This is a genomic window from Altererythrobacter sp. Z27, assembly GCF_052683155.1.
Window position 1 is genome coordinate 48851 of the sequence record NZ_JBQYMC010000001.1, and the last position, 17263, is coordinate 66113.

Below are 17263 nucleotides of genomic sequence, written 5' to 3' on the forward strand. Positions count from 1 at the left end.
CCTGCTGTTCCCCGGCGGGAGAACTCGGCTGCGCTGGTGCGCGGATAATGCCCAAAAGCAGGACGTGAACTGCCTAAAAAATAGGCACCGAGCGGCTGTTTTAGAGCGCGAGCCCTTCGGTTTCGGGCAGGCCGCACATCAGGTTGAGGTTCTGGATCGCCGCGCCGCTGGCGCCCTTGCCAAGGTTGTCGAGCCGCGCGACGAGCCGCACCTGCGCACCGTCGGCGCTGGCGAAGGCGAACAGTTCGAGCCCGTCCCACGGCGTCGCGCCAGTGTGCAGCAGCAGTTCGGAAGGTTCGTCTTCGAGCGGGTGGACCTTCACCACCGGCGAACCGGCGAAAAAGTCTGCCAGCGCCAGGTGGATCGTCGCGATATCGGCGGAAGCGCCCATCGCGGCGAGCGGCAGCGGCACATCGACCAGCATTCCGCGGAAGCCAGGCACCACTCCGGGCGAGAACACCGGCGCATGGGCAAGCCCTGCATGCCGCTGCATCTCGGGCAAATGCTTGTGACCCATCGCAAGGCCATAGGCGCGGAAGGCGATGTCGCCTTCGGCCTCGAAACGCTCGATCAGCGCCTTTCCGCCGCCCGAATATCCGGAGACGGCATTGACCGTGTAGGGCCAGCTGGCGGGCAGCGGCCCGGCGCGCACCAGCGGCGCGACCAGCGCGAGGAAACCGGTGGGATAGCAGCCGGGATTGCTGACGCGTTCGGCGCCCGCGACCGCAGCATGCCCGATCAGTTCCGGAAAGCCATAGGTCCAGCCGTCGGCTACGCGATGCGCGCTGGAGGCGTCGATGAAGCGCGTTCCCGATCCTTCCGCCAGCGCGACCGCTTCCTTCGCGGCCTCGTCCGGAAGGCACAGGATCGCGACGTCGGCGGCATGGAGTGCATCCTTGCGCGCAGCCTCGCTCTTGCGCTGTGCGTCGTCGAGCAGCAGCAGTTCGAAATCGGCGCGCCCGGCGAGCCGTTCGCGGATTTCGATGCCGGTCGTCCCGGCGGCGCCGTCAATGAAGATGCGGGTCGCCATCGCGCGCCCTAGCCTGCGGCGGGGAGGAGGCTGGCCACGGGCACATAGCCGCTCGGTCCGTCCGGCCCCAGGCAGGCCCAGGCCCAATCGCCTGCGATGTCGAGCACTTCGACGCTGGTGCCGCTCTCGAGCCGGGTCACGACGTCGCTGTCGGCGCGCGAGGCGAGATGCATCGGGGCGCCTTCGGTTGCCACGCTGCGCACTTGCGGGATCACGTAATGCGCCGCGAGATATTTGCCCGCCAGCGCCATATGCGCCAGGTCTCCGCGCAGCGGCAGAGTGCCGGGCGCAGGGCGCGCAACCGGGCCGGCCAGCCGCAGCGGACCTTCGGGTACGTGATATGTCGCCTCACCGCTCACTGGCGCGTGTTCCCCTGGTCTAACAGCCCCGCTCCACGCGGGCTGCGCGGGCGCTTATACATCGAAGGCCTTTCCGGCAAGTTAGCCGTGGCCGACTTATTTGCCAGCGTAGCGCGCGCGCAACATGTGGAAAGTGGCGCGCAAGCCATATGCGGCGCCGCCAGCGGGCCTGCCGGGCTTGGCCGAGGGGCGCCAGGCGAAGGTGTCGAAATGGGCCCACTCGATCCCTTCACCCACGAATTTGTCGAGGAACAGCCCTGCCACGCTCGCCCCGGCAAAGCCGTTGGAATGGGCGTTGTTGATGTCCGCCACATCGGACTTGAGCCATTCGGCATAGGCGGGGGGCAGCGGCAAGCGCCACGGTTCGTCGTCGCAGGCCCGGCCTGCATCGATCAGCGCCTGCGCGGTTTCATCGCGCCGCGTCATCAGCGCAGGGTAGTCCGGCCCCAGCGCCACGCGCGCAGCGCCGGTGAGCGTGGCGAAATCGACGATGAGGTCGGGCTTTTCCTCGCTCGCGCGGGTCAGCGCATCGCCCAGGATCAACCGACCTTCGGCATCGGTATTGCCGATCTCGACGCTCAGGCCCTTGCGGGTCGAAAGGATATCGCCGGGGCGGAAGGCATTGCCCGCGATGGCGTTCTCGACCGCCGGGATCAGCAAATGCAGCCGCACCGGCAGGTGATGGGTCATGATCAGCCGCGCCAGCGCGATCGCATGTGCCGCGCCGCCCATGTCCTTCTTCATCAGCTTCATGCCGCTCGCGGGCTTGATGTCGAGCCCGCCGGAATCGAAGCACACGCCCTTGCCGACCACTGCCAGCACCGGATGCTTTTCCTTGCCCCAGGTCAGGTGCATCAGCCGTGGCGCATGGTGGCGCGCCGCCGCCCGGCCCACGGCATGGACCATAGGGAAATCGCGTTCGAGTACGTCGCCCTTGACCACTTGCAGTTTTGCATCATGCGCCTTGGCCAGCTTTTCGCATTCTGCCTCGAGCGCGGCGGGGCCCATGTCTTCAGCGGGGGTGTTGACGAGGTCGCGCACGAGGTTCTCTGCCTCGGCCTCCGCAATCGCCTCGTCGAGCCCCTTGGCCTGCTTGTTAAGCAGGATGCGCGGGCCGGCCTGCGCATCGTCGGGCTTGAGATAGCGGGTGAAGCGGTATTGCGCGGTCTGCCAGCCGTGCAGAGCCGCGCCCGGCTCACCATCGGCGAGGCGATAGGTGCCGCCCGGCAGGTCCTCGGCCAGCTTGGCGAGGCACCAGCTGGTGAGCTTGGCGGGATCGGCCACGCCGCCCGCAGCGAACCAGCCATCCCCATCGGGCACGATCCCGACCTGGAACGGCTTGGCTTCGAACTTCTGCGCCTTTAGCGCCGCGCGCTGCCCGATCGAAAGCGGCTTCAGCCAGGCCTCGAGGCCGTCCTTCGTGACAAGGTGGATAGCGATGGCGTCTTGCCCGCGGTCGGGCTGGATCAGCGCGTCTTTCTTGCTCATGGGAAGCCTTTAGCTTGTTTTGCGGTGCCAGCCCACTCCCCCTCCCAGCCACCCGATAGCGTGCCGGTAGTTTATCGGGTGGTTGGGAGGGGGAGCGGGCCGGAACCGTATTCAGACGAACTATCTAGTGACGCCAAACGCGTTGTCACTCGCAATTTTGCGCGTCCGTCGCTATGTGGGCGCCATGCACCAGTACCAAGTCATCGATGGAAGCGAGACCGTCTATCGCGACGGCACGATCAAGCTGCACGGGCCTGAAGGGTTCGAGGGCATGCGCAAGGCCGGCCGCCTTGCGGCGGAAATCCTCGACGAGCTGACGACCTTCGTGAAGCCGGGCGTGACCACGGCCGAGATCGACGATTTCGCGCGCGGCATGATGCTGGATGCGGGCGCGGTGCCCGCCACGCTGGGCTATCGCGGCTACGCGCACAGCTGCTGCACCTCGATCAACCATGTGATCTGCCACGGCATCCCGGGCGACAAGGCGCTGAAGGATGGCGACATCGTTAACATCGACGTCACTCCGCTGCTCGACGGCTGGCATGGCGATACCAGCCGCATGTTCTACGCGGGCGAACCGCCACTAAAGGCGACGCGACTGGTCGATGTGACCTATGAATGTTTGATGCTGGGGATCGAGGCGGCATCGAAGCCGGGCGCGCGGCTGGGCGATATCGGCGCCGCGATCGAAGCGCATGCCCACCAGTTCCGCTATGGCGTGGTGCGCGAATTCTGCGGCCATGGCTTGGGCCGCCTGTTCCACGATGCGCCCGAAGTGGTCCATGCGGGCCGCGCGGGCACCGGACCGGAGCTCAAGCCCGGCATGTTCTTCACCATCGAACCGATGATCAATGCGGGCAAGCCGTGGGCCAAGGTGCTCAATGACGGCTGGACGGCGGTGACCCGCGACAAGTCGCTCAGCGCGCAGTTCGAACACTCAATCGGCATTACCGAAAACGGGGTGGAGATCTTCACCAAGAGCCCCAAGGGGCTGGACAAGCCGCCCTACGCCTGACGGCGGGAAGTGGGTGAGGAACGGGGTAGTCCTAGCTCGACCGAACGTACTTCTCAGCGTTATCTTCAAAGTTGTTCCAGTCGAGCCTCATCTTCTTGCCCTTTGCCTTGGGCAATGCTTTGCGGTCGATCAGCTTGCTGCTGACCTCGAACCCCGCGCTAATCTTGACGATCAAAACCTTGCTAAAGTTTCGTTCGAGATTGAGCACGATGGTGTTGTTGCGCTTGAATGGAGTGATCGTCTTGACCTCAACAAAGTGATTGCCAAGCTTGCCGTCGGACCCCTTCGCGTAGTTCCGATGTAATTTGATGCCGTGAGTGATGGCCCCGTAGAGCTCGCCAAGGTCGCCATAGATTTGCAGGTGGCTTCCAGTAAGTTCATGATAGCTTTGAGCTACTTCGAGCAGGCTCTGGAATATTGGGACTAGATCGACATCTAGATTTGGGTAGCGGGCTTCAAACTCTAGTCGATCAAGATACGAGTTGATCTCTGTCCAAGTAATCCACTCGCCGTCATCATAGATGGCGTTGTCGTCGTTCCACATTTTCAGGCAAGCCTCTAGTAAAGCTCAGCCAATAAGTCCTGACAGTAAAAAATCTGTTCCTCCGAATATGATCTTGTGAGGCCACGCAGGTCCGGAGATCGTGAGCGTGCCGATGGTTTCTGCAATTGGGCCGTCAGCCGACATTCCCGATTTTCCTACATGGCCGCGTTCTGGCAAGAGAACGGCGCTCTTTGTAATTGTCGGATCGCCCCAACCCTTCGCGGCCAAAATCCGGGAAAAGGTTTTCCTTCTCCAGGACTATGTCGCATGTGTCGCATTGGCCGGGAAAGCGGCATTAAATCTCGGCTACAATACGAAAGCCGCTGGAGACTGTGGATCCATTCGCGATCAGAACCGCCGCATCACTGAAAGCCGAGACTGCACATAATCATAGCCTTCACCGAGCACTGCGCCATTGGCCGGTGTCTGCGTATAGGTCAGTTCGCCTGAAACCGACCAGGGGCTGCCACTGGCCGGGCTAATGACACGCAGCTGGGCGAAATTGGCTTGCTGCCAATCGGTCGCCGAATCTTTCTGTATGCCAATCCCGCCAGCAGCAAGCAGCTGCCAGCCGTCCACAAACCTGCGGAGCTGGACCACAGGCACCAGCTGCGCATAGCTACGGGGCGAGTAATAGTCGAACTCGCCCGGGTCGCTGCTGCGGAAATAGCGGCCGCGCATTTGCACGCTCAGTCCCCATTCGGGTTTCAGCACATGAACATAATTGCCTCTCAGGTGGAGGCGGACATTGTCGCCGGTGAATAGCTGTGCGCCGGTGAGCACCGTCATCACATTGCGCTCATCCAGCGGAATATCGATCGCTGCGCCGGCAAAGGTCGAATAGATGCCGCTCTCAAGGCCCATCGGCGTTTCGACAATGTCTCGCTCGACGAAGAATTCCTTGCGATAACGCGAGTCATCATGGATCGACACCGAACCGATCAAATCATCACCATCGGTCCCGATCAGGGTTTCCCACGTCCAGGCATTGCCCTTAGTCGCGAAACGGAGGTAGGCGCGCTCGCGCTCTTCGGTGAGAAGGCCGGATGGTTCGTACCAGGCTTTCTCGAGCCGGAGGCCAATCCGATCACCCGCGCCATCGTTGCGGAAGTCCAGGTCGAGCGCTGTGCGCAGCACCGATGTGTCGTCGCTATCGGAGGAATAGAAGACCTCCACGCCCGCCGCCTGGCTGGCCCCGACGCCCTGTTCCGCCTGCGCTGAAAGTACGCCCGGCAAGGCCAAGGCGCCAAGCGCGATTGCGCCCCTGGCATAGGTGCTCAGTCCCAATTCTTCTTCCCTCCAAAGAGTTCGGCCGCATAACCCCAAACCGAAACCGGCTGCATCACGAACGGGTAGATGAAGGCATAGAGGATGAAGCCCCACCAGCTCTTCTCCATTTCAATCCCTTCGCGCCGCAGCATGCGTGTCTGGATGCGGTAGATCACGATGTTCCAGAGCGCCGCGAGCGGAAGGACCAGCAATGTGATCGGCCCGGCGAGCCAGAAAATTCCGAACAACGCCAGCAGCAGCCCCGGAATGAAGGCCAGCGTAAAGGCAAGATCGATACTGATGAACATCAGGTTCCAATAGATGAACATTGTCGACAGCCGACGCTTGCCCAACAGCCGCTTGTGGATGGCCAGCGCTTCGATCATCCCGCGAGCCCAGCGCTTGCGCTGCTTCGAGAGTTCATTCAATGTTGCCGGCGCGTAGGTCCATGCGATGGCATCTTCCGCGTGGCGGACGATATAATTGCGGCGCAGCAGCGACCACGTCAGCACGATGTCTTCGCCCACCGTGTCAGGCCATCCACCGGCCTGGACCAGCGCGCTGCGCCGATAGAGCGAGAAGGCGCCTTGGGCCACCAGCGTGCCGTTATAGTTGCCCTGCATGCGCTTTACCGCCGCGATCCCGTGGAAATAATCCCACTGCTGGGCCTTGGTGATCCAGCTTTCCATAGTGTTCGCAACCAGCACAGAACCGGCGATGGCGGCCGTCTGCGGCGGGCTAGCATAAAGATGCGCAACCATAGCGGTTATGCTGCCCTTCTCGAGTAGCGTGTCAGCATCAATGGTGATGACCAGCTCGTGCGAAGCGATATTGAGCCCGTGGTTGAGCGCGCGCGCCTTGCCGCTGTTCTTAACCATGCGCTCTACCCTGAGCGAATAATTGTCAGTTGCCGCAAACATTTCCACGCATGCGTTCGCAACCGAAAAAGTGGCGTCCTTCGAGCCATCGTCGATCACAATGACTTCCAATTGGCCGGGATATGTCAGCTCGCTCAGATTGCGGAGCGTGGCCGCAATCAGATCCTCTTCCTGGTAAGCCGCCACTAGCACGGAGATGCCAGGCCAGCCTTCGGGCGCTTCCTTGAGCGAGTTGGGGCGAAGGGCGAGACTGCCCAAAAGGAAGGCGTTCATGAAGCCCGGCACGTATGCGATGAAGGTCAGAACAACCATCGCCAGAACTGGATGCGACAGGTTTCCAAGATCACTCAGCCACGGCAGCGAAAGCCAGACGCTGATCAGCATCCAAAGCGATGCGAACGCCAGGGATGCCGCAAAGATCAGGTTCCTGCGCTGCGCCCGCTTGCGCCAATAGGCAAGGTCACGGCGCAAGCCGAAGGCGCGTCGATCGGGGCCGACATAGGTGGGATCCGACACTGCTGGTCGCAGGTCGGCCACTCTCTCATCCATGGCATTGAGCTCTCGTAAAATCCAAAGATGAATCGCGCGGTAAGGATATCGGCCAAACCGTTGGCAAGGTTTGTCGGGCAGTCAGGCAATCCGCGTGAGGAGACCCTGCCATGGCTGACAGCATTCTAGATCGTCTGATCGATGCCGCGATTGTGATCGGAATCTTCGTCGGCAAAGGCGCATTCGCGTTCGCCGCAATCTGATCGATCGGAAATGGTTGCCCTCTGCCGATGCTGGCAGGCCCACTATGAAACATATGGGCCAAGTGCCGGCGGAGCAGGAATCGCACCTGCATTCATGGCGAACTGAATCAACAGGTAAGCGGTGAGAACGGCCGCCACGGCCACAACGGCTGCGAGCAACGCAAGGGCGAACACCGATCTCGGATTGACGCTGCTGAAGTTGTAAGGTTCTGCTACCTCGGCGGTCTCATCCAGATGCCACTCTGGGGACATCGTACTTTGGTATTCGTCTGAATGTGTCTTCATCCCGGCACAGCTCCTTCGGGCGTGCGAAACTTTAAAACACATTGTGAATCAATAAATTCGATTTACTAGTAGATCTTGGGTCGCGCTGGCGAACAGATGCGGCCTGTCCAATGCGGTGTATCTGTCCAGTTCCGGAATCGAGCCGGGGCTTTCCTTGTCGCTGAGGCCGGGGAGTGTACGGAAAGCCAAACATGCCCCTTTGCGCCACCCCCGTTTTCTAGTCGGTGACGTTTGCGGACATCGCTAAGTTTCTCTCCCCGCCCTGATCGCAGCGCCTGCCGCAAAGGGCGTGATCGCCACCAGCAGCAGGCTGATCGCGGCTGAAAAGCCCAAAGTCGCCGGATCGCCGCGCTCGAGCGCGCCCGCGCCGAAGATCAGGATCGGCAGCGCCAGCGGGATGAGCAGCAGGCCGGAAAGCGCCGCGCCCGCGCGCAGCCCCGCGGTCAGCGCCGCGATCATCAGGCCCACCGCCGCCAGCCCCGGCGTGCCCGCCAGCAGGCCCAGAAGCAGCAGGTGCAACGTCTCGCCATCGAGCTTGAGCAGCGCGGCGGCAGGCAAGCACGCCAGCATCAGCAGCGGCCCGAAGCTGAGCCAATGCGCGACGAGGCGCACCGCCATCACGATCTCTTCGGTCACACCGCGCAGGTTGAGCTGGTCGAAAATGCCCAGCGCGATATCCTCCTGCACCAGCCGGTCCAATGGCAGGATCGCCGCCAGCAGCGCCGCGATCCACAGCACTCCGCCGCCGGTCCTTGCGAGCAGCGGCGCATCGGGGCCGACCGCAAAGGGATAGAGCATCGCCACCGCGAGGAAGAACAGCAGCGGCAGCACTGCACCGCCGCGGCTGCTGCCGAACAACAAATTGCGCAGGTCACGCCACATCAGCGCGGTGAGCACGCGGATCATGGCACGAACTCCGCCAGCTCGAGCACGCGCATCCCGTCGAGCGGGAAGGGCTGGTGCGAGGCCAGCACGCAGATCCCGTGCGCGCGGGAGTGGCTTTCCACCATCGCGCCGACCATGCTCACACCGCGATGGTCGAGCCCGTTCAATGGCTCGTCGAGCAGCCAGATCGGCGCGGTTTGCGCGGATAGCCGGGCAAGCGCAGCGCGCTTGCGCTGGCCGGTCGAAAGATAGCGCACCGGCACATCGAGCAAATGCTCCATGTCCCATGGATAGTTCGTGCCCGGCGTCGCGTCGATCGCGCGCCAGAAGGCAAGCGCGTGGCTCAGCAGCTGGTCAGGGTCGAGCGCGGGCTTCTCGTCGAGCAGGCCGACCGCGCCATCGCGTTCAACCGTTCCGGCATAGGGCGAGAGCAGCCCGGCCAGGATGCGCAGCAGGCTCGACTTGCCGATGCCGTTGGCGCCGGTGACATGCAGCACGTCGCCCGGCTCGAGCGACAGCGACAGCCCGCGGAACAACACGCGGTCGCCACGTCGGCAGGCGAGATTACTGGCTGTCAGGCGCGGCTCCATCGCGTAAAGCGATAGGCGTTCCGTCGCCGAGCGCCAAGTATCCGATTTCGCTTGTCAACCGGAGGTGCATCGACACACATGAACGCCAACCGGGATGAGGCAAGGCAGAAGGCGCTGGACCATTCCGGCCTAGTACGCGATGGCCACGTCACATTCGCCGTGCCCCCTGCTAGAAAGGCCTGCCATGACCGTTCCCCAGCTGACCGATGCCGAATGCGACACATTGCTGGCCGCACATCCCGAATGGTCGATCGCGCGCGAGGGCAGGGCAATCGAACGTATATTCAAATTCGAGAATTTCAGCGAGGCATGGGGCTTCATGAACCGCGTGGCGCTGCTGGCTGAAGCGCATGACCACCACCCCGAATGGTTCAACGTCTATAACCGGGTCGAGATTACGCTGACCACACATGATGCGGGCGGATTGTCCGAACGCGATGCGGTGATGGCGGCAGCGATCGATGCGCTACTCACATGATTGCACGCTGGCTTGCCGTTCTTGCTCTCGGCCTTCTGGCCCTGCCGCTGCATGCGCAAACGCCCGCCCCCGATTGGCGTGGCGTCTTCAAAGGAACTATCGGGCGGCACCAGGTGGTCGCATGCCTCGATCGGGACAATTTCGACAGCGCTGGGCGGGGCACATATTATTACCTCCGGCACCTCAAGCTGATCGCGCTCAGCAGCAAAGTTCCATCAAAAGTCTGGCGCGAACGCAACAGGGGCGATTCGTGGAACGAAGAGACGGGCCCACTCTGGTCGATAACAAAGTTCGATGCCGTCGGCCTATCGGGAACGTGGAACAATAAAGGCAAGGCCCTGCCGATCCGGCTTGCGCGAGTGGTGCTTCAAGATCCCAAAGGCTGGAGTTTGTGTGACGATCCAGCCTTCATCGGGCCGCGTATCAAGCCTGCGGAGTTCGATCGGGTGCCTGATATGCTGGGCGGTTTTGCCTATACGCAACTCAATTATCGCCCGCCGCAACACTTTGCGGAATCCGTCACGATTTCGGGTTTTACTTTTGCGCCTACGCGGCCGGGCGATGGTGCTATCAACCGGCTGCTTGCGGAACACTTGCCGAAAGGCCGGGTAGAGGATGATTACATCCAGTGCCTCGCAAGCGCGGCGGCGGTAAGCGGCTTTGACGGCGATTACCAGGAGGAACTCAAGCCCCATTTCGCCAATGCTTCCTTCATCGACGTGCAGGTTCGCATGGGCGACTACTGCGGCGGGAGCTATCCCAACTTTGGTATTTGGCACCGGGTGTTCGACCGTGCCACCGGCCAGGAAGTGGAGTTGACGAGCTGGCTCAACGAGGCAGCTCTTCCGCCCGTCGATTGGGAGGATCCGGAAACGGGCACCAGTCTGCGACATGCTGCAGTGGCGCAATGGCCAAAGGACGAAGATCGCGAGTGCGCCTATACAGCGCTGCAGGAAAACAGCTGGCGGCTCGGCCTGTCCGCAGAAGGCCTGCTCGCGAGCCCTTCGTTGCCGCATGTCGCGGCAGCGTGTGAGGTATGGGTCACTGTGCCATGGCCTAAGTTAGAGCCGTTCCTGTCCGACAAGGGGCGCAACGAACTGGCGCGTCTGCGCTAACCTGCCGGTTTGGCGTGGCAGGCGCGCAGGCGGCGCCTAGAATACGCGTGCTATTCCACTATCCCGATCCCCTGCGCGCGCATCTGCTTGCGCACGCTGCCGGGCAGGAAGCGCGAGAGGAACAGCAGGCGGCTCGCCATCTTGCCGACGGTGTAGTCGAGCTTGTCGCCATGCACCGCGTCCCACACCACTTTGGACACGTCGCTGACGGGTGAGACTTCAACTCCTGCCTCGACCAGGCTTTCCTTCACCGACTGGTTGGATTCCGGCCGGGTCTGCTCGATCAGCGGGGTGTCGATGAAGCCGGGGCAGAGTGCGGAAACCTTGATCCCGTCAGCCGCCCATTCGGCGTCGAGACTGCGCGTCATGCCGCGCACCGCCCATTTTGTGGCGCAATAGACGCTCATGTTCGGGGCACCGATGATCCCGGCAAGGCTGGCGGTGTTGACGAGTGCTGATCCGGGCGCGGTCTTCTTGAGATGCGCATAGGCTGCCTGTGCGCCGAAGAGGACGCCCTTGACGTTGACATCGAGCAAGGCCTCGATCTCGCCAACCGGCTGCTCGGATATCGGACCGCCATGGCCGATGCCTGCGTTGTTGAATACGGCGTCGATCCGCCCGCCGGCCGCGGTCGAGAATGCGTTGAGCGCCGCGTCCCACGCTGCGCGGTCGCGCACATCGAGCTTGTGGGCATATTTGAAACCGCCCGGGATCAGGGCGAGCGTTTCTTCCATTCCCTGTTCGTTGACGTCGCCAATGCCCACGAACCAGCCGCGCTTGCCGAAATAGATGGCGACTTCGCGCCCGATCCCCGAACTGCCGCCCGTAATGAAGATTGCCCTGCGTTCGCCCATTTCATCTCTCCCAAAAAACAAACCGCGTGCTTGTATTTCATACGGTGCCAGCCCTCACCCCCTCCCAACCACCCGATATTGTTCCGATAAACTATCGGGTGGTTGGGAGGGGTTGAGGGCCGGACCCGCACCGCTAGGACAATCGATATCTCCGCGCGGCTTGCTTGTCAGCTATTTACATTGATGTCAGCTGCCCAGCGCCTCCTCCAGGCCCTGAACGTGTTCGGCACCTTCGAGGATTTGCGCGGTCGAGGGCTTCAACACATCGCCAAGCGGCTCTGCGCGCCCGCCAAGGCATTCGGCGAGGAAGTTTTCGGCGATCGCGAAGAAAGCGATATTGTTGGTCGGCTTGGCGAAGCCGTGGCCTTCATCGGGATAGAGCACATAGGTGACGGGAATCCCTGCCTTCTTCATTGCGCCCACGATCTGGTCGCTTTCGGCCTGCTTGACGCGCGGATCGTTGGCGCCCTGCGCAATCAGCAGCGGCTTGGTGATCTGGTCGGCCTTGTAAAGCGGGCTTGCCGCCTTGAGCAGCGCTAGGCCTTCCTCGGTATTGGGATCGCCCATCCGGTCATGGAACACCTTCACCAGCGGCGCCCAATAGGGCGGGATGGTGGAAAGCAGGGTTTCGAGGTTCGAGGGGCCGACGATATCGACACCGCATGCGAAAGCCTCGGGCGTGAAGGTCAGCCCCGCCAGCGTGGCATAGCCGCCATAGGAGCCGCCCATGATCGCGACCTTGTCCTTGCCGGTGATGCCTTGTTCGACGGCCCAGTTGGTCGCATCGATCAGGTCGTCATGCATCTTCAGGCCCCATTGCAAATTGCCTGCATTGAGGAAGTCCTTGCCGAATCCGGTCGAGCCACGGAAGTTGACCGACAGAACGGCATATCCGCGGTTGGCCAGCATCTGGTGGACGGTGTTGAAGCCGTAGCCATCGCGCGCCCAGGGGCCACCGTGCACGAACAGCACCATCGGCACGGCGTGATCGGGCTTGCCGTCGCCATCCGCATCGCTGCCTGGCGGCAGGGTGAGGTAGGAAGGCAGGGTCAAGCCGTCGCGGCTGGCGATCTCGACCGGATGCATCGGCTGCAGCGGCGCGCCTTCGAGTTCCGGCCGCGAAGTGTAGAAATGGTTGAGCGTACCGGCCTTGCGATCGTAGATGTAGGTCGAGCTCGGCGCGATCAGCGGATCGTTCCACACGATCCACTTGCCGTCATCATCGGTGCGCGACTGGACGCCGAATTCGCCATCGAGCTTGCTGCCGAGGAATTCGAGCGCGGCCTTCACTTCGGGGTCGGTCGCGGTCCATTCGGTCTTGAGATAGGTCGCCGAATAGGCTTCGACCACGCCGGTCTTTGGATCGCGGATCGTGCCGCCGATATCGGCCTTGTCGTTCTCGGCGATCAGAGTGCGTTCGCCGGTCGCCACGGTTTCGGCATAGAGCGCAGCGGTGTTGCGGCCCCGGCTGTCGAGCCAGTAGAGGATCGAGCCGTCATTGGTGTAGCCGGCCGGGTTCGTGGTGAGCGAATCCTCCATCGCGGTGGCCGAGAAAGGCTCGGCTTCAACCTTGCCGTCGACAACGCGGAAATAGTCCGTGCCGCCTTCCGCATTCTGCCGCATGGCCATCCGCACGGTCAGCGTGTCGTCGGCCATGAAACCCGCGTAGCTGTCATTCTGCAGCACCATGGTGAGCTCGCCCGTGTTGAGGTTGAGCAGGTGCACGTCGTGATACTGGGGATTGCGGTTGTTGAGCCCGACCAGGATCTTGTCGCGGATCGATTCCGAACCGCCGATCAGCAGCACCCGGGTCTTCTCGAAGGGCGTAAGGGTGGTTTCCTTGCCGCTGGCGATGTTGACGCCATAGAGCAGGAAGTTCTCATCGCCGCCCTTGTCCTGGATGTAGAGCAGGCTCTGCGAATCCGGCGACCAGAAATACTGCCGGATTGGGCGATCCTTGGCATCGGTCATCGGCTTGCCGCCATCGGGATTTCCGACCGGCGCCATCCATACGTTGAGCACGCCGTCCTTGGGTGCGAGCCAGCTCAGCCATTTTCCGTCGGGGCTGATCTGGCCGCCGGCGCGGGACGGGTTGCCGAACAGCGCATCGCGCGGGATCAACGGGGCGGCTTGGTGGTGCTGGTGCATCGTGGTTCCATCATTGGCGTGGTGATCGGCAAGCGCCATGCCGGGCAGCGCAAGCGCAGTGGCTGCGAGGGCGGTAGTAAGCAGGCGAGTTGCCAGGGGTCGTTTGGTCATCGGTATTCCTCTCTCGAGTTGGAACGGTGCTTTGCGACCTTGCGGTGTGTTGTGATATTAATACACGCAGAATTGTTCGTGGCAATAGATACTCATAACGCGGGATTGGCGTAGAAGTGCCATGTGAAAATCGCCATTGCGCCTCGATGCGGTCGCCAGGCCTCGCCGAACTCGCGGGTCGGCTTTTCGGTGGGGCGTTCGGGCAGTTCGAGCAGCCGTTTGACGCCCTCCTGCACGGCCAGGTCCCCCGCCGGCCAGATATCGGTGCGGCCTTCTGCGAACAGCAGGTAGATTTCCGCCGACCAGCGCCCGATGCCCTTGATCCGGGTCAGCTCGGCGATGGCAGTCTCGTCATCTTCGGGCAGCTTGTCGAAGTCGAGCTCGCCTGCGGCCGACAATTCGCACAGGCTGCGGGCATAGCCCTGTTTCTGGCGCGACAACCCGCAGGCGCGCAGCGTGTCGAAGTCGCGTTCGAGCAGGCATGCAGGGGTGAATTCGAGGCCAAGCTCGGCCTCGAGCTTGTTCCACATGCTGCTTGCCGCCGCGACCGAGACCTGCTGCCCCACGATCGTACGCAGCAGCGTCTTGAACCCGCGGTCGCGGATGCGCGGTTCGGGATAGCCGACCCGTTCCAGTTCGCGCGCTATGCGCGTGTCGCGTTCGGCCAGCGCGTCGAGGCCTGACCGGATTGCCTTGGCGCTCAGTCCCACTAATGATTCCCCTAGCTTGCAAATTGGCTCGGCAGACCGTAGCAGCCCGCCCGAGCACTCGATAGTGGCCGCAGCACATGCGCGCCGATCAGGAAGGAACTTGCACCGATGCCCAAGCTGACCGTCGTCAACCGTGCCGGGGAAGAATCGACCATCGATGTCGAAGACGGCCTGACCGTGATGGAAGCGATCCGCGACAATGGCTTCGACGAGCTGCTGGCGCTGTGCGGCGGGTGCTGCTCCTGCGCGACCTGCCATGTCCTGGTCGATCCGGGCTTCATGGGCAAGCTGCCGCAGATGAGCGAAGACGAGGACGATCTGCTCGAAAGCTCGGACCATCGCGGCGAAACGTCGCGCCTTGCCTGCCAGATCGCCTTCACTTCCGATCTCGACGGGCTCAAGGTAACTATCGCCCCTGAAGATTGAAGTTGATTGCGGCGGGCCGTACTAGGCCCTAATTCTTCCCGCATGAACATTACCAAGCCATTCGGCTCGACGCTCGACCTGATCGGCAATACGCCGCTTGTCCTGCTCAAGGGGCCCAGCGAAGCGGCGGGTTGCGAGATCTGGGGCAAGTGCGAATTCACTAACCCCGGTTCCTCGGTGAAGGACCGCGCAGCACTCTACATCATCCGCGATGCCGAAGCGCGCGGCGAACTCAAGCCCGGCGGCACCGTGGTCGAAGGAACTGCGGGCAACACCGGGATCGGCATCGCGCTGGTCGCGAATGCACGCGGTTACAAGACCGTGATTGTGATGCCGGACAACCAGTCGCAGGAAAAGATGGACACGCTGCGCGCGCTCGGCGCGGAGCTGGTGCTCGTGCCGCCGACCAAATTCGCTGACCCCAATCATTTCGTGCATACCTCGCGCCGATTGGCCGAGGAGACCGCCGGGGCGGTGTGGGCCAACCAGTTCGACAATATCGCCAACCGTAAGGCGCATATCGAAGGGACCGCACCCGAGCTGTGGGAGCAGCTTGAAGGCCGGATCGATGGTTTTACTTGCGCAGCGGGCACTGGCGGCACGATCGCCGGCGTAGGCATGGGCCTCAAGGCCTTTGACGAAAATGTGCGGATCGCGCTGACCGACCCGCATGGCGCCGCGCTCTACAATTACTTCGCGCATGGCGAACTCAAGGCCGAAGGTTCATCGGTTGCGGAGGGGATCGGGCAGGGCCGGATCACCGCCAATCTCGAAGGCGCGCCAATCGACACGCAATATCGCATTTCCGACGAGGAAGGGCTGCATTGGGTCGGGCGACTGCTGCGCGAGGAGGGGCTGTGCCTCGGCCTGAGTTCTGGGATCAACGTCGCGGGCGCAATTGAACTGGGCAAGCAGCTGGTGGCGGACGGGCGCAAAGACGTGCGGGTCGCGACGATCCTGTGCGATACGGGCTTCCGCTATCTTTCGACGCTGTACAATGCCGATTGGCTGCGTTCGAAGGGCTTGCCGGTGTTCAAATGGCTCGAGCGCGATTGACTGGCGGCGACCAGGCTTTAGCCTGACCATGCGATAGCGAAAGGCGATGTTGTGAAACTGCCCAGACTGCGCGGACCGAGCGAACCGCAGATGCCCGATGAAGGCGTCGCGGGCGGCGGTGCCTCGTCCGGAGGGAAACGGTCGCAAGCGGTGCAGCGGCTGCAGGTGGGACTGTCGGGCCTCGCGGCAATGATCCTGCTGGTCGGGCTCGCCAACATCATCCAGGATCGTGCGCGCGTGGCCGACGAAATGGCTGTTCCCGAAGCAGCGTCTACGATTGCGCCGGCTGCGCCTCCGCCGCTGAGCGATCCGCTGGCCGATGCCGGGGTCGTGCCCGATCTCCCCGCAGAGCCCTCGCCGAGCCAGAGCGCTGCGATTGTTCCCGAGCAAGGCAATGGCTCAGGCCGCTCAACGCCTTAGGCTGGCGCTTGCCGCCATGCTGCTGGCGCTCGGCATCGCTGCCGGGCTGTGGGCATGGCAGCAGCTTTCCCAACCGGTCGACCGCAAGCCGCTGGGCGTGATGAGCAGCCTGCCGATCTATTGGCCCGAAGGGGCCGATCTGACGATGGTGATCGAGGGCGGAGGGCAAATGCCCTGGGTCCGCAGCACGCTAGAGGAACGCTACGAACTGTCGCCACTCGATACGCTGGCAGCCGCGCCTGACGGGAAGGGTGGGCAGATCGACCCGCTTGCCGGGCTCGACCGGCTGCTGGTTGCCCAGCCGCGCGGGCTCAGCCCGGCAGACAATGCCGCGCTCGACCAATGGGTGCGCGGCGGCGGACGGCTGCTGTTCCTTCTCGATCCGATGCTGACCGGGCGGTACGCCGTGCCTTTGGGCGATCCGAGCCATCCGGTGGCGATGGGACTCATCCCGCCGGTCATGGTGCGCTGGGGGCTGGGGATGCAGTTCAACGAAGCCCAGCCATTGGAATTTCGCTCCGAAAGCTATGGTGACGGTACGATCCCGGTGCTGCTGGCGGGCGAAATGCTTCTGGCCGATCCCGATCCCGAGGCAAGTGACGAGGAACTGGCGGCACGCGGCGATTGCCGAATCCTGGGCAGCGGGATCGCTGCGCAATGCGATGTGGGGAAGGGGCGGGTGACTCTCGTCGCCGACGCCGCATTGCTCGAATTCTCGGATCCGCCGGGCGAAGCACCCGATCAACTGCTCGCGCTGACCGAATTCGCACTCGATTAGAAGCGGTTGCGCCGCATTCCGGGCGCGACTCGTAGCTATCGGGGAAATCGCGGGAAGTGCAGTGCGCTTGCG

19 protein-coding genes are annotated in these 17263 nt (G+C 62.8%); 7 read left to right on the forward strand and 12 right to left on the reverse strand.

All coding sequences use genetic code 11. The features are described from left to right. Positions 1–100: 100 nt before the first annotated feature. The 3 genes from argC to ACUJ47_RS00240 all read right to left on the reverse strand — a co-directional run bounded on the left by argC (position 101) and on the right by ACUJ47_RS00240 (position 2877). On the reverse strand, positions 101–1030 hold the full coding sequence (gene argC / locus ACUJ47_RS00230; protein ID WP_445536474.1) for an N-acetyl-gamma-glutamyl-phosphate reductase: 930 nt from the start codon (positions 1028–1030) through the stop codon (positions 101–103). A gap of 8 nt (positions 1031–1038) precedes the next feature. Next, positions 1039–1389, reverse strand: coding sequence for a hypothetical protein (locus ACUJ47_RS00235; protein ID WP_445536475.1), 351 nt, complete (start codon positions 1387–1389; stop codon positions 1039–1041). 96 nt (positions 1390–1485) lie between these two features. Further along, entirely contained in the window at positions 1486–2877 is a 1392-nt protein-coding gene (locus tag ACUJ47_RS00240; RefSeq protein ID WP_445536476.1) for a leucyl aminopeptidase family protein, read from the reverse strand. Between the two features lie 184 nt (positions 2878–3061). Here ACUJ47_RS00240 and map point away from each other — a divergent pair, with 184 nt between their 5' ends. Continuing rightward, positions 3062–3892: a type I methionyl aminopeptidase gene (gene map / locus ACUJ47_RS00245; protein WP_354144572.1), complete on the forward strand. Its 831-nt coding sequence runs from the start codon at positions 3062–3064 to the stop codon at positions 3890–3892. A gap of 31 nt (positions 3893–3923) precedes the next feature. On the opposite strand, the gene ACUJ47_RS00250 is transcribed toward map, so the two are convergent. The 6 genes from ACUJ47_RS00250 to ccmA form a co-directional block, all read right to left on the reverse strand. Beyond that, the gene (locus ACUJ47_RS00250; RefSeq protein WP_445536477.1) at positions 3924–4436 is read right to left on the reverse strand and encodes a hypothetical protein; all 513 of its coding nucleotides are present in this window, start codon (positions 4434–4436) and stop codon (positions 3924–3926) included. A 348-nt stretch (positions 4437–4784) separates the two neighbouring features. Continuing rightward, positions 4785–5723, reverse strand: coding sequence for a hypothetical protein (locus tag ACUJ47_RS00255; RefSeq protein WP_445536478.1), 939 nt, complete (start codon positions 5721–5723; stop codon positions 4785–4787). Then, positions 5714–7132, reverse strand: a complete 1419-nt coding sequence (locus tag ACUJ47_RS00260) for a glycosyltransferase (RefSeq protein WP_445536479.1) — start codon at positions 7130–7132, stop codon at positions 5714–5716. Before ACUJ47_RS00260 ends, ACUJ47_RS00255 begins: the two co-directional genes overlap by 10 nt. Before the next feature lie 245 nt (positions 7133–7377). Continuing rightward, positions 7378–7620: a hypothetical protein gene (locus tag ACUJ47_RS00265; protein ID WP_445536480.1), complete on the reverse strand. Its 243-nt coding sequence runs from the start codon at positions 7618–7620 to the stop codon at positions 7378–7380. 243 nt (positions 7621–7863) lie between these two features. Continuing rightward, the gene (locus tag ACUJ47_RS00270; RefSeq protein WP_445536481.1) at positions 7864–8526 is read right to left on the reverse strand and encodes a heme exporter protein CcmB; all 663 of its coding nucleotides are present in this window, start codon (positions 8524–8526) and stop codon (positions 7864–7866) included. Beyond that, positions 8523–9095 (reverse strand): heme ABC exporter ATP-binding protein CcmA, encoded by a 573-nt coding sequence (gene ccmA / locus ACUJ47_RS00275; RefSeq protein WP_445536482.1) that lies wholly within the window; start codon positions 9093–9095, stop codon positions 8523–8525. The genes ACUJ47_RS00270 and ccmA overlap by 4 nt, the downstream gene beginning before the upstream one ends. A gap of 184 nt (positions 9096–9279) precedes the next feature. On the opposite strand from ccmA, the gene ACUJ47_RS00280 reads away from it, so the two are divergent. After that, the gene (locus ACUJ47_RS00280; protein ID WP_445536483.1) at positions 9280–9573 is read left to right on the forward strand and encodes a 4a-hydroxytetrahydrobiopterin dehydratase; all 294 of its coding nucleotides are present in this window, start codon (positions 9280–9282) and stop codon (positions 9571–9573) included. Continuing rightward, positions 9570–10688, forward strand: coding sequence for a hypothetical protein (locus ACUJ47_RS00285; RefSeq protein WP_445536484.1), 1119 nt, complete (start codon positions 9570–9572; stop codon positions 10686–10688). The genes ACUJ47_RS00280 and ACUJ47_RS00285 overlap by 4 nt, the downstream gene beginning before the upstream one ends. 50 nt (positions 10689–10738) lie before the next feature. Here ACUJ47_RS00285 and ACUJ47_RS00290 read toward each other — a convergent pair whose 3' ends face one another. From ACUJ47_RS00290 to ACUJ47_RS00300, 3 genes are all read right to left on the reverse strand, one after another. Next, on the reverse strand, positions 10739–11542 hold the full coding sequence (locus ACUJ47_RS00290) for an SDR family oxidoreductase (protein WP_445536485.1): 804 nt from the start codon (positions 11540–11542) through the stop codon (positions 10739–10741). Positions 11543–11728: 186 nt separating this feature from the next. Then, on the reverse strand, positions 11729–13801 hold the full coding sequence (locus ACUJ47_RS00295; RefSeq protein ID WP_445536486.1) for a S9 family peptidase: 2073 nt from the start codon (positions 13799–13801) through the stop codon (positions 11729–11731). Positions 13802–13893: 92 nt separating this feature from the next. Further along, positions 13894–14511, reverse strand: a complete 618-nt coding sequence (locus ACUJ47_RS00300; RefSeq protein ID WP_445536487.1) for a DNA-3-methyladenine glycosylase family protein — start codon at positions 14509–14511, stop codon at positions 13894–13896. Between the two features lie 108 nt (positions 14512–14619). Between ACUJ47_RS00300 and ACUJ47_RS00305 the strand changes: the two genes are divergently transcribed. The 4 genes from ACUJ47_RS00305 to ACUJ47_RS00320 are packed head-to-tail and all read left to right on the forward strand — an operon-like array spanning position 14620 to position 17191. After that, positions 14620–14937: a 2Fe-2S iron-sulfur cluster-binding protein gene (locus ACUJ47_RS00305; protein WP_445536488.1), complete on the forward strand. Its 318-nt coding sequence runs from the start codon at positions 14620–14622 to the stop codon at positions 14935–14937. Between the two features lie 42 nt (positions 14938–14979). Beyond that, positions 14980–15993, forward strand: a complete 1014-nt coding sequence (locus ACUJ47_RS00310) for a cysteine synthase A (protein WP_445536489.1) — start codon at positions 14980–14982, stop codon at positions 15991–15993. 51 nt (positions 15994–16044) lie between these two features. Next, positions 16045–16413 (forward strand): hypothetical protein, encoded by a 369-nt coding sequence (locus tag ACUJ47_RS00315; RefSeq protein ID WP_445536490.1) that lies wholly within the window; start codon positions 16045–16047, stop codon positions 16411–16413. Continuing rightward, a complete protein-coding gene (locus tag ACUJ47_RS00320; RefSeq protein ID WP_445536491.1) occupies positions 16388–17191 on the forward strand; it encodes a Gldg family protein in 804 nt (267 codons plus the stop codon). The genes ACUJ47_RS00315 and ACUJ47_RS00320 overlap by 26 nt, the downstream gene beginning before the upstream one ends. Positions 17192–17263: the final 72 nt, after the last annotated feature.

Excerpts from the sequence above, each read along its gene's own strand:
- ACUJ47_RS00260 (WP_445536479.1), bottom strand. The coding sequence starts at position 7,132 with ATGGATGAGAGAGTGGCCGACCTGCGACCAGCAGTGTCGGATCCCACC.
- ccmA (WP_445536482.1), bottom strand. The coding sequence starts at position 9,095 with ATGGAGCCGCGCCTGACAGCCAGTAATCTCGCCTGCCGACGTGGCGAC.
- ACUJ47_RS00280 (WP_445536483.1), top strand. The coding sequence starts at position 9,280 with ATGACCGTTCCCCAGCTGACCGATGCCGAATGCGACACATTGCTGGCC.
- ACUJ47_RS00240 (WP_445536476.1), bottom strand. The coding sequence starts at position 2,877 with ATGAGCAAGAAAGACGCGCTGATCCAGCCCGACCGCGGGCAAGACGCC.
- ACUJ47_RS00295 (WP_445536486.1), bottom strand. The coding sequence starts at position 13,801 with ATGACCAAACGACCCCTGGCAACTCGCCTGCTTACTACCGCCCTCGCA.
- ACUJ47_RS00270 (WP_445536481.1), bottom strand. The coding sequence starts at position 8,526 with ATGATCCGCGTGCTCACCGCGCTGATGTGGCGTGACCTGCGCAATTTG.
- argC (WP_445536474.1), bottom strand. The coding sequence starts at position 1,030 with ATGGCGACCCGCATCTTCATTGACGGCGCCGCCGGGACGACCGGCATC.
- ACUJ47_RS00310 (WP_445536489.1), top strand. The coding sequence starts at position 14,980 with ATGAACATTACCAAGCCATTCGGCTCGACGCTCGACCTGATCGGCAAT.
- ACUJ47_RS00320 (WP_445536491.1), top strand. The coding sequence starts at position 16,388 with ATGGCTCAGGCCGCTCAACGCCTTAGGCTGGCGCTTGCCGCCATGCTG.
- ACUJ47_RS00305 (WP_445536488.1), top strand. The coding sequence starts at position 14,620 with ATGCCCAAGCTGACCGTCGTCAACCGTGCCGGGGAAGAATCGACCATC.
- ACUJ47_RS00265 (WP_445536480.1), bottom strand. The coding sequence starts at position 7,620 with ATGAAGACACATTCAGACGAATACCAAAGTACGATGTCCCCAGAGTGG.
- ACUJ47_RS00290 (WP_445536485.1), bottom strand. The coding sequence starts at position 11,542 with ATGGGCGAACGCAGGGCAATCTTCATTACGGGCGGCAGTTCGGGGATC.
- map (WP_354144572.1), top strand. The coding sequence starts at position 3,062 with ATGCACCAGTACCAAGTCATCGATGGAAGCGAGACCGTCTATCGCGAC.
- ACUJ47_RS00285 (WP_445536484.1), top strand. The coding sequence starts at position 9,570 with ATGATTGCACGCTGGCTTGCCGTTCTTGCTCTCGGCCTTCTGGCCCTG.
- ACUJ47_RS00250 (WP_445536477.1), bottom strand. The coding sequence starts at position 4,436 with ATGTGGAACGACGACAACGCCATCTATGATGACGGCGAGTGGATTACT.